7 protein-coding genes and 1 tRNA gene are annotated in these 11,711 nt (G+C 41.9%); 3 read left to right on the top strand and 5 right to left on the bottom strand.

Annotated elements, in window-relative coordinates; genetic code table 11:
- Positions 1-100: 100 nt before the first annotated feature.
- The gene (locus tag GW828_RS04835; protein ID WP_273057566.1) at positions 101-2,941 is read right to left on the bottom strand and encodes an FAD-binding and (Fe-S)-binding domain-containing protein; all 2,841 of its coding nucleotides are present in this window, start codon (positions 2,939-2,941) and stop codon (positions 101-103) included.
- Positions 2,942-3,878: 937 nt separating this feature from the next.
- On the opposite strand from GW828_RS04835, the gene GW828_RS04830 reads away from it, so the two are divergent.
- The 3 genes from GW828_RS04830 (at position 3,879) to GW828_RS04820 (ending at position 5,989) form a co-directional block, all read left to right on the top strand.
- Positions 3,879-3,955: transfer RNA gene (locus GW828_RS04830), tRNA-Ile, on the top strand.
- 634 nt (positions 3,956-4,589) lie between these two features.
- Positions 4,590-5,603, top strand: coding sequence for a hypothetical protein (locus tag GW828_RS04825; RefSeq protein WP_273057564.1), 1,014 nt, complete (start codon positions 4,590-4,592; stop codon positions 5,601-5,603).
- A complete protein-coding gene (locus GW828_RS04820) occupies positions 5,600-5,989 on the top strand; it encodes a hypothetical protein (protein WP_273057562.1) in 390 nt (129 codons plus the stop codon). The genes GW828_RS04825 and GW828_RS04820 overlap by 4 nt, the downstream gene beginning before the upstream one ends.
- A gap of 524 nt (positions 5,990-6,513) precedes the next feature.
- Here GW828_RS04820 and GW828_RS04815 read toward each other — a convergent pair.
- From GW828_RS04815 to gabT, 4 genes are all read right to left on the bottom strand, one after another.
- On the bottom strand, positions 6,514-7,236 hold the full coding sequence (locus GW828_RS04815) for a DUF599 domain-containing protein (RefSeq protein WP_124017046.1): 723 nt from the start codon (positions 7,234-7,236) through the stop codon (positions 6,514-6,516).
- 100 nt (positions 7,237-7,336) lie between these two features.
- On the bottom strand, positions 7,337-7,996 hold the full coding sequence (locus GW828_RS04810) for an RluA family pseudouridine synthase (protein ID WP_124017045.1): 660 nt from the start codon (positions 7,994-7,996) through the stop codon (positions 7,337-7,339).
- Between the two features lie 184 nt (positions 7,997-8,180).
- Positions 8,181-10,298, bottom strand: coding sequence for a methyl-accepting chemotaxis protein (locus GW828_RS04805; RefSeq protein WP_124017044.1), 2,118 nt, complete (start codon positions 10,296-10,298; stop codon positions 8,181-8,183).
- Between the two features lie 135 nt (positions 10,299-10,433).
- Positions 10,434-11,708, bottom strand: coding sequence for a 4-aminobutyrate--2-oxoglutarate transaminase (gabT, locus tag GW828_RS04800; protein ID WP_124017043.1), 1,275 nt, complete (start codon positions 11,706-11,708; stop codon positions 10,434-10,436).
- Positions 11,709-11,711 lie beyond the last annotated feature (3 nt).

The following is an 11,711-nucleotide window of genomic DNA, read 5'->3' as shown; positions in this document are numbered from 1 at the left end:
ATAAACGGTTCAGGTAGTGAATAACATGGGTATGACATCCGTAAAGCTAAAAAAAAAGCCCACGCTATTTCGTGGGCTAATGAATATCAATATAAGCGTATTAGTGCTGTTTTTTGCTAGATGCTTTATCGAGTAGCGTTAAGATATTTTTATACGGAATACCTGAGTGGGTCGTTAACCCAACATCACAGGTTGCTGATACTGAGTAACCATGAGTACAACCTTGATCTTTAGTCTCCTCTTTTAAATGACGAAGACCATGCTCATTAAGCTCAGGGTAATTCATACCGCGGTTACCCGCCATACCACAACAACCAACCTTCTCAGGCACCACAACCTCGGTAGCACAAAGTTTGGCAAGCTCAGTTAACTTACCAGCCATACCAAGCTTACGAGTGGTACAGGTTGGATGAACAGCCACTTTATCGACAACTTTGTTTATGTGTAGACGATCAACCAAGAATTCAAAAGCAAACTCTTCAGGGCCATACATCTGTAAACGGCTATCACAAGCTCGGCGCATCCGCTCAAGACAGGCAGTGGTGGCAACTAAAATTGGGTATTCACCATTGTTAGACGCCTTTAATAACCACACAGAGAGCTCATCAGACTTACGATCAGCCGCTTCGTCGTGACCATAAGACTCCCAAGGCTGACCACAACATAAGCCTTTGGTCTTCTCACCTAGAATCATCTCGATATTAGCCTTTTCGAATAAGCTCACAATCGTTTCAGGCAAAGAGCGCTGATCATCATGTTTAGCACTGGTGCCCATCATACGGTTCAAACATGCAGGGAAATAAACGGCTTTCATGTCACCAGAGGTTTTAGCCGTTGGTAAAGCTTTGCCCCGTGTCGGCATACCTTCAGTCCACAATGGGATCGGCATGCTAGGCATAATCTTACGAACGATTTTAGTGATTGCCCCCATACCTGATTCGCCAATCACTTTACGGCTAATGTCAGTGGCACCTAGCGCAAATCGAGCCACAGATTCCATGCTACCAAAACGATCGGCAGTAAAATCAGAAATTTTCTTATCCATATTACTGGCCCCTTCGGCCCGCAATACTTTCATATATTTACCGGTATCAATTGCCATTGGACAACCGAGTTTACACAGGCCATCTGCAGCGCAGGTGTCGATGGCAAAGTAAGGATAGTTCTTCTTTAGGTCAGCCAAGACGTCAGGCTCATCACCTGTGGCTTCTAAGGTTTTCATGACACGCGCAACAGCAGTACGTTGACGTGGAGACAAGGTTAAGCCATGGGCCACACAATGCGGTTCACAAAATCCACACTCAATGCATTTATCTACAATATCATGCACTTTTGGCATAGGCTTAAAGCCTTTTGCGTGACAGAGTGGGTCATCGTTAATGATGACTCCTGGGTTTAAAATACCGTTTGGGTCCAGGGTTTTCTTAACTCGCTTCATCAAGTCATAAACCGCGCTCCCCCATTCTTTTTCAACGAATGCAGCCATGCCAAAGCCTGTACCGTGTTCAGCTTTAAGCGATCCGTCATATCCAACAACTAGATCAGCCATTGCTTGCATAAAGCCTTCGAAACGTTCCACTTCAGCTTTAGTAGAGAAGTCTTGAGCAAAGATAACGTGATAGTTACCTTCAAGGGCATGACCATAGATCACCGCATCATCATAACCATGGGCAAAAGATAAGTTTTGTAAATCTATGGTGGCTTGTGGCAACACCTCAATAGGAAAGGCGATATCTTCGATAATACAAGACGTACCGACTGGGCGCATTGAACCCGCCAGCGGGAAAATTGCTTTACGAATGGCCCACATATTAGTGACAACTGCTGGATCTTGGGTGAACTCGACATCACGATACAAACCGTGCTTAGCCATAATCACTGACATTTTAGCAACGTTCGCATCAATCTGCTCCTGGCTGTCGCCAAAGGTCTCGAATAATACCGCCGTCACATCTTTGTGAACATGTTTTAGAAAGTCTGGCGTTTGATACTTAGATTGAGCAACAGCCTTGAGGGCAAAGTTATCTAATAACTCGGCAGCGTTGGTTTCTTTGAAGGCATCTCGTCGCAGCTCAACAATGGCCTCACAAGCTCCACGAAGTGAATCGAAATACACCATTGCCGATGCAGAAAAATTGTTTTTAACCACACTGTTCATGGTGATTTCAGATAAGAACCCTAGGGCACCTTCAGAGCCAACCATCAAGTGTAAAATAATGTCGATAGGATCGTGATGATCAACGAAAGAGTTCATACCAAAACCCGTTACGTTTTTAATAGAATACTTACGCTTGATACGGTTAACGAGTTCCTGATTAGCCATGATTTCGTCACGAATAGCTTCGATACCTTTGATCATATCAGGATGCTGTTGCTTAAATGCTTCACGACTTTGCGCATTTGCGGTGTCTAAAATCGAGCCATCGGCAAAGATGATTCGTGCAGAGTCGATTAATTGATAAGAGTTATGATGCGTACCACAGTTCATTCCAGAAGCATTGTTAGACACAATCCCACCCGCCATTGCAGAGGCTATGGTGGCCGGATCTGGCCCAAATTTCCATCCCAGAGGCGCCAGCGCACTATTCAGTCTAGAACCTATGACTCCGGGCTGCATTTGTACCTTCTTGCCCGCTTCTAACACCTTAAAGCGATTCCAGTGAAGGCCTGCAACCATCAAAACTGAATCAGAAATAGCCTGACCACAAAGCGCTGTACCTGCAGCCCTAAAGGTTACCGGAGTAGCACTCTGATAACATTGCGCCAATACTTTTGACGCCTCAGCTTCATCTTTAGTGTGGACAACCATTTGTGGGCGCTTTTGGTAAAAAGAAGCGTCTGTACCCCAAGCTACGCGGCGTATGTAATCGGTATGAACTCGAGAAGGCTCAAGGAGTTGGCCTAATTTATCGGCAAGCACGGTCAAATTAGATTGCAACATGTTTGTATCCCCATTCATGTCATCTATATGTGAACAGAGTCCTAGAAGACTCCATCTAAAACGTTATGCCGACTTTGCACCGTAACTTGATGACCTCGACATAGCCAAGATAAGCATTTTGGTCAGACATTCCTGCATGTTGATTTCGACTAATATCATGCAAATATTTGCCCCAACTATTTAAGACTGCCAATTTATACTCGTGCTTGTATTGTTGTTACCTTGATTTCAAGCTAAAGCCATTTGGGATCAAAATAGAAATAATTGTAACTTGCAGCCAAAACGATTCTCGTTATTAAGAACACATTATTATGGTGCAGTACATGGGTTTACTGACTGACGTAATAATACCTTGTCTACCTTTTTAGCAGAGTTAAACGCAACATACTGCAAATACTTTAGACCTTAATCTCAACCTTTAAATCAGCTCGAAATTTGTACTATTAACGTGAACAACCCCCTGATATCAAAACGTTATTGGTCAACTTGATCACAGAAAATAACAAAACAAAACCAAGCACACATACCGCCTTCACAGAATCGGATTAAATATGCGCTACAGCACTGGGATATAGAGGAAGCGTTAGCATTTTTGGCCAAATGGCGCCGACGACCTGGCAATGAGGGGCAATGAGGATAGTTGTCATTTGGACGGACTTTTACAAAAAAATCACCACTGAGATTCAGGCTGAATAGCACAAGTCATCACGGGGTAACGTTGTGACAAAAAAGTCATCCGCTGTAACTGCGATCAACCTCTCTGTTTGACATTAAAGTGCGCCAAATACCTGCAAGCTTGTTATGGATATTTAGTTGTACTGATTAACAGATAACCAGTTGAATCATTTCAATAGAATTCTTGCAACATCAGAGGTGACAAGCACAAATAAACTTCGTATACTGCACACGCTTTTGTTAGTGACGACTAGCTTAAGTCGGCCCCTTAGCTCAGTTGGTTAGAGCATACGACTCATAATCGTCAGGTCCACAGTTCAAGTCTGTGAGGGGCCACCAATTCAGATAAGGCACTCGGAGAAATTCGAGGGTCTTTTTCGTTTAAGGTCCGGTCCATATCCGGTAACACTCCTAGCTGGTCAATCTCAGAAAAGCATCAGGAAGAATTCCCCCAAAAAAATTGCCTATTTGAATTATAAACCTGACATCATCACTCATACCCACCTATGAAGTAATCAAAAATATCAAGTTCACCTACAGATACAAAAAAACTAAATAAAATCATATAAAACCATCTCGTCAGTCGTTACATTTGCCACTAAACACAAGCTTGAATAAGACGAACTAACCCCGACTGATATTCATACTTATATCGTTAACTCTACTGCTACAGCGCATATCAGAGGCAATTTGATAGTGATTAGGAGATGACCTCGACTGAATCAAATCGTACCAATTCCCCAAAAAAATCAGACTTTAAATTACAAAAATTGAATACATCTGCTGTCGTTGTCGTCGAAACTAGCCTAGATTGAAAAGCGAAGACAGAAATGTGACAGGAGCGTCGACGACAATATATTAGCGGCGAAAAATTATGCTAGAAGCCAGTTGATGTAAAGCATTGGAGTGTAATCGTGGACCTGACAAATGTGACAGACCCAGCGATCTAGGATTTAGGCGTTCTAGGTATGAATTGGGTGTTAACCTAAGGGGGTGGATTAATCAGCAGGCAACAGTGTATCATGCTGATAAAGAAAGCATTCCAATAACTTCAAGTAGTCTACTATTGATGATAAATAACAAGACGTCCCCTCAAGAACCACAGCAGTTACACGATATTACGCTTAGGCTAGAACACTTAAAAATGCGTAATTGCCCAGAAGATATGATTTTGGCTCTTCACTGCTACACTAGGGCTTATCGGAAGTTTGTAGAGTTACTTGGCGAGCAGATAGAACCAGAGTCTTTGGCTGTGTTTCAGCTAGACCACATAGAAGAAGGTTCTGTTAAGTTAAAAAATAAAGTTGGCTACAAGCCCAGTATCACTAACTTCATTGGTTTTATGCTAACGAAGCTTTTAGTTGACGATGCAACTGATGAAAATCTTGAGTCAAAAGCTCAAGTTTTGGAAACTGAAACCGCTGGGTTTATCCGTAAATTAGGCGATGCCTCAGACAAAGATCTTATAGGTCATCATGACCCATATGTTGATCGTATTACCTTAGCCGAGATTATGAAAGATATATCTGATGGCGGTCAATTACTGATGCCTAAAGAACACTTTGAAGTTATAGAGGAAAGCGATGATTCTTTGCCGAAGAATGTCATTAAATTTGAGCCTGAATTTCGTTCGCATGTGTCAATATCCGATCTTAAAAAGTCAAAGCCTGAGCCTTTTAATGGTCCAGATACAATTATCGCACTCAGACCATGTAATGTAGGATATTCATCATGGTATGTCGAAAGTGTAGTAACTAAGAGAAAGTTTTTCGTAAGGATAGAAGACTCAGAATGGTTAACTAAGTATCAATCTGGAAGAATGAGTGTTGTCCGTGCAAATGATTTAATTAGTGTTAACTTAGTTTGTGACGTAGTAACTTCAAACTCAGGAAATGCCAGAAATGTAAATGCTAAGATAACTAATGTTAACAACGTGGAGCCAGGAAAATTTCTATCTCCTAAAGATCAGGCAGACATGTTTGAATGAAGCGATTTTTTGCGAGTTATATCTTTATTCTAGTACCATTCGTAGTACTGATTGTTACCAAACTGGTTATGTCGAAGCCAGAAGATGTATTAGTGTCGACAGATTGGTCTATAGCAAGTTTTATGATCATAGCCCAGAGCATAGGGGTAATTGTTTCCGATAATTTTGGTAATAAAAAAGTTAGCTCAAGTGGCATGATTATCTTTGTTGGTATCACTATTATCTTGCTGGTTATTTGTTTAGGGGTTTATGCCTATGCTATCGCTAAACATAACGAGATTACAGGCTATATTCAGATTTCTCTATTTGTACTGTCTTCTATGTGGCTGTGTGGTATTTACAAAGCGAGTGAGTACATATCATTGGCTACAAAAAATAGTAAATAGAACCAACATAAAAAAACCAGTACATTCTAGCACTGGTTTCAAATAGTCTACTCCTTAACGTCTAACTCCACTGACTCGCACTGCTACTGTAAAGGTACCCGTTATACTTGTGAATTTAAGCAAGAATAAACTACCGAGATAAAGTATTTGATAACAGCAATATTGCAGCTATAACGCTTCCTATTGCAAAGACCCATGTATAGAAACAGCCATGATTGATGAGTCACCTGATTCTATTTATTCTGAACTAGGGATAAGGGATAAGGGATAGAGGTATGATGATAAGAATCAAAGCTTAGAAGTTAACCACTCTCACACTTGTCATTTATGTTATTCACAAAGCGATATAGTCGCGTCAATAGCGACTTTATTGCAGGTTCATTCAACGCTGCTGGCAAGGCAAAGGGCTGTTTGAGGGCGTTTGTTATCCCACGTTGAGGTTATTTAGAATATATCTAAGCCACAATAGCATTTACTCATTTGCATGAGCGTCTCACGAGAGTGGCTAAGTTGACATTGCTGCCCTAGTCTCGACGGATATAGGCCGGATTTTTTTCTAGGAAGGCTTGGGCGGCGGTAATGGCTACCACGGCTTTAGAATTAAATTCGCGTTGGTACAAAGTGTATACCACAAATAAACTGGCCAAAATAAATATCCCAGGATGCATAAACCAGCACAATGCGGCCATGGAATAATAATAAGATCGTAGGCCATAGTTATATGAATGTGCTGCTTGATCTTGCACAACAGCCATTTGCCTTGCGTAACCGAGCGCATTTTTATCGGTGCCAGTTTTATCTAATGGCGCAGCACCAATCATGATATTCACAAAACCATATTGACGCATAGACCAAGTAAATTGGAAAAAAGCTAGCACGAAGATACCAGCTAAAAGAGCCAGTTTGACTTGCACCAAGGCATGGTTAGGCGATGAGGTAAAAGGAATAGAACCAATAACAGTTTCAAGCTTTTCCACTTGAGAAAAAAGCGTTAATACCCCCGCAATGATCAGTAAGGTTGTGGAAGCAAAAAATGCAATATTACGCTCTAAATTAGCCAACAATGCCGCTTCGGCCACACGTATTTCTTTGGCGATAACTTGTGACATCCAATGTATGCGCTGCTGATGCATCACTCGCGCAATACAGTTGGTGTTTTTCGCTTTACGTTTGGCAAAACTGGTATAACCGATCCAACTGACCAAAAATACACTTAACGCTAGCGCATCTAACCAAGACATAACCATACTGATTAACCCGCGTAATAATAAATAATAGATTGATTATGCATTAGATTTCATCATGCTAAAATCAGTTTGTTTGTTGAGCGGTTAAATAGCTCACTCATTAAAAGGGACTTGGACAAACATAATCGATCCTTTGTTCGGTCACTGGATGAGTAAAAGATAATCCACTAGCGTGTAACATCAAGCGACTCGACATCTGCTGAGAATGTTCATTATAGTACAAGTCACACCCTAAAATAGGATGACTGATTTGTTGGCTGTGCAAACGTAACTGGTGTGTACGTCCAGTGATAGGGGTAAATTCCACTCGGGTAGATATCCCCTCTTGATGTCGCTTTATTACTTGGTATTGACTGTGAGCGAGCTTGCCATGGTGGTGACACACTTTCATTAACGGAAAATGCTCGCTGTCTTTTGCTATCGGTAACCTAATATCACCAAAGTCGTTAACTACATCGCCATAAAGTACAGCGGTATACTGTTTAGTAATAGTGCGCTGCTGAAACTGTTTTGTTAATAATCCATTGATGACTTTGTTTAATGCCACCAGCATGATGCCAGAGGTACCAAAATCAAGTCGATGTACTAAGGTTGCCGTAGGGTAGTCTTGCACTAAACGATAGTGTACTGAATCCTTATTTAATGGATTTTTCCCCGAAAGACTCAATAAACCTGTTGGCTTATTGATAAGCAGTAGATGTTCATCTTGGTATAAAACATCAATAATTCCATCACAAGGTGGCGCAATAAATTCAGTCATAATATTTCGTCAGCATATCTTAATAACCATCATATCTTAGTAACATGATATTTGTGATAACCATATCGTAGTCGCCATACCCAATGAGTGACATCTTAGCAGATGTCCTACCTTGAGCGGGATAACAATAAAAAAGGTGGCTAATAAGCCACCTTTTTTCATATTCACACAAAAGCATACTGAATTAAGTTCGTAATTTTGCCAACTGCTGATGCTGCTCATCCACGAGCTTGGCTAAACTGTCACTGCTTTGCTGAGCACTGTCGGCAAGCTGTGACAATTCTGATGCAGAATCAGAAATACCAGTAATATTACGATTAACCTCTTCGGTTACCGCACTCTGCTCCTCTGCGGCGGTAGCAATATGCGTCACCTGACCAGACACCTCGTTAATTTGTTCTACAATGGCATTAAGCGACTGCAATGCCAGCTGAGTTTGCTCTACGGCTTTTTGTGCACCTTGAGCGCCTTTATCAATAATACTCGAAGCATTTTTAACTTCTTTTTGTAACGATTCAATTAAGGTACTAATTTCATTAGTCGACTTTTGCGTTCTAGATGCTAGAGTCCTCACTTCATCAGCAACAACAGCAAAACCTCTACCTTGTTCTCCGGCACGGGCCGCCTCAATCGCTGCGTTTAGTGCTAATAGATTAGTTTGTTCAGCAATCGAACTGATCACCTCTAAAATACGGCTAATATTGGAGCTACTTTGCGACACCATGCCCACCGCTTTCTGAGCTTGCTCAGAATCTGTCGACATACCTTCAACAAACACCATAGCCTGGGTTAAACGCGTCTGACCATCTTTAACATTGACAGTCATTGACTCGGTTTCCATTGCCGTTTGCTCAGAAGCTTTTGCCACTTCTAGCGCGGTAGCACTCATTTGATTGACCGCGGTAACCACACTTTCAATTTCGCCATATTGACGATTAACACTTTCGCGAGTGTGCTTAGCGATGTCTGCCGACTTAATACTTTCTTGCTGTGAGCGGTCTGCAAGCACTTTTAGTTCGGAAATCAGATAACGCAATTTCGCAATAAAGGCATTGATACCACTGCCAAGGGCAATTAATTCCGCATGAGATTCAACTTCAATCGATTGGGTTAAATCACCTTCTGCACTGGCAAGATTCTCAACCCTAGCTTGGATCATATTAAGCGGCGAAATAATGCTCTTAATCACCAGACTGATAATCAATACAGCAATAGCGGTAACTATGATGCCTATGGTTAGCAGTAAACTTCCCAGCGACGTTGCCATCTCATTCATGGCAGTGTTCATATCATCAACCGCCATAAATGCGTTACTTTTTGGCGCTTCAATAATCAATGACCAAGTCGCATTGGCGATAGGAATATTAATAGGATAAGCCACAGCGATAGTATTGGGCTCATTAACAAACCCCGATGAATTGTTTAACGCCAACAGTTTTTTGGCCAATTCTGGCCCTACAGACTCACTCAAGGGTCTAGCAAGTTTTTTATAATGACTGGCAGCGACCACAAATCCTTTTTGGCTCACCAAGGTCACCTTGGCCTCTCCACCATATAAGCTTTTAGATAATTCCATGATCATGGTTTGAAATATCGGCAAATTAATATCTGCACCAACTAAACCTTTAAATTGGTTATCAACAATCACAGGCACGGTTAGCGAGGTCATTAACGCTGTATTACCTGGGGTGATTTCGTATAAATAAGGCTCCATTAAACAAGGCTTCTTAGTATCTTTAGCGCATAAGTACCACTCTGCTTCGCGCATACCAAACTCATTTAACGTCGTAATATATTTTTCAGCAGCATCATCAACTTGGTTCTGCTCAACAGTGCCATCATCATTGCGAGTATAATATATTTCCATGGTGCCCGAGCTCACGACACTGTGAGGTGCACCTTGAGTGTATTCACTATCAAGACCATCATAACCATTTGGTTCAAATTGCGCGTACATAGATGACAATTGGCTATTTTTTTGTAGTATTGCAGCGACAGACAACTCAACACGTTCACGACTTAAAGGATCTTTTTTTGAGCTTTGCTCAAGTAAGCCAGCAAATGAAAAAGGGATCCTATAGGCCTCATTAATAAATCCCGCCACTCGTTCGCCATATTCCCCGGCTCTTGCTGACAGTTTGTCGTTAATCTCTTGCTTTAGCGCTATCTCTACTTGTGTGGCTAACTCAGCATTTTTTTCTTTTAATCCCAGCCAGAGACTTAGAGAAAGTGAAATTACTGTGACAATAAATAATGTCGAGGTGATCCATAACAACTTTGACCTAATGGATAATTCCTTCATTCAAGTGGGCTCCTGCTTTAGTATGATTTTTAGATATAAATAAAGTGTAGTCAGCTTTAAAAATTAAGTTTGTTTAATCCAAAAAAAATCCCACAAAAGCAGGATTTTATTTATTCTAGATCATAAAAAGACTGGTTATTTAAACACCGCTTGAAATGTGCTATCCATAATCGCCAGACCGGCATCAATTTGTGCATCAGGCGCTGTTAACGGAACTAATACACGAATAACGTTACCGTAGGTGCCACATGACAATAAAATAAGCCCACGGCTTCGCGCTTCAGCTAAAATTTTGCCACTATACTGCGGCGCAGGCTCACCGTCTTCCATCAGCTCAATAGCGATCATTGCACCTAAGCCTCGAACATCAGCAATTTGCGGGTATTTAGCCTGCATGTCGGTTAATGCTGATTTGAGTTTGTTACCCACTTGATTGGCACGGGCTAACAATTGCTCTTCTTCAAACACTTCGATAACGGCTAATGCCGCAGCACAAGCAATTGGGCTACCACCATAAGTGCCGCCCAAACCACCTGCAGTAACGGCATCCATCACTTCGGTTTTACCAGTAATGCCTGATAATGGGAAACCACCGGCAATTGACTTAGCAAAGGTAGTGATATCTGCTGCTACGCCCATTTGCTCCATCGCAAAAAACGTGCCTGTACGACCCGCACCGGTTTGCACTTCATCAGCGATTAATACAATGCCATGGGCGTCACAGAGTTCACGTAGACGTTTCATAAATGATGGCGTCACAGCGTAGAAACCACCTTCGCCTTGAACGGGTTCTAAAATGATGGCAGCAATATCAGCAGGCTCTGCATCATTTTTAAAAATGCGCTCTATCGATGCCATAGCATCGTCTTCAGACACGCCATGCATTTCACATGGAAATTCAGCTCTAAACACGTTAGCTGACATTAAGCCCATGCCTTTACTGTAGGGGGCGACTTTGCCAGTTAATGCCAGGGCAGCAATAGTGCGACCATGGTAACCAGACGTAAATGCAATAACCCCCGCTCGTTTGGTATAAGCCCGCGCGACTTTAACGGCGTTTTCGACCGCTTCCGAACCACTGGTGAACAACGCGGTTTTTTTAGCAAAGTCACCAGGTACCAGATGATTGAGTTTTTCACACACTTCAATGTAACTTTCGTAGCCAAGCACCATAAAACAAGTATGTGAAAACGCCTCTAACTGCGCTGCCACTGCAGCTTTAACTTTAGGGTGTAAATGGCCGGTGTTAAGTACGGCGATACCACCTGCAAAATCAATATATTCACGGCCTTCAACATCCCATACTGTGGCGTTTTCCGCTCGTTCAGTAAAGATTGGGTGGATCTGTCCTACACCTTGAGCCACTGCCGCTTGGCGACGTGCCATTAGTCCATCATTTGTTTTAGTCATTGC

It is taken from the genome of Shewanella vesiculosa (genome assembly GCF_009994065.1).
In the GTDB taxonomy this organism is placed as follows: Bacteria; Pseudomonadota; Gammaproteobacteria; order Enterobacterales; family Shewanellaceae; genus Shewanella; species Shewanella vesiculosa.
The sequence above is the reverse complement of the archived record's forward strand: the minus strand, read 5'-3'. Positions and strand labels throughout refer to the sequence as shown.

Excerpts from the sequence above, each read along its gene's own strand:
- GW828_RS04815 (WP_124017046.1), bottom strand. The coding sequence starts at position 7,236 with ATGGTTATGTCTTGGTTAGATGCGCTAGCGTTAAGTGTATTTTTGGTC.
- GW828_RS04820 (WP_273057562.1), top strand. The coding sequence starts at position 5,600 with ATGAAGCGATTTTTTGCGAGTTATATCTTTATTCTAGTACCATTCGTA.
- gabT (WP_124017043.1), bottom strand. The coding sequence starts at position 11,708 with ATGACTAAAACAAATGATGGACTAATGGCACGTCGCCAAGCGGCAGTG.
- GW828_RS04805 (WP_124017044.1), bottom strand. The coding sequence starts at position 10,298 with ATGAAGGAATTATCCATTAGGTCAAAGTTGTTATGGATCACCTCGACA.
- GW828_RS04810 (WP_124017045.1), bottom strand. The coding sequence starts at position 7,996 with ATGACTGAATTTATTGCGCCACCTTGTGATGGAATTATTGATGTTTTA.
- GW828_RS04835 (WP_273057566.1), bottom strand. The coding sequence starts at position 2,941 with ATGTTGCAATCTAATTTGACCGTGCTTGCCGATAAATTAGGCCAACTC.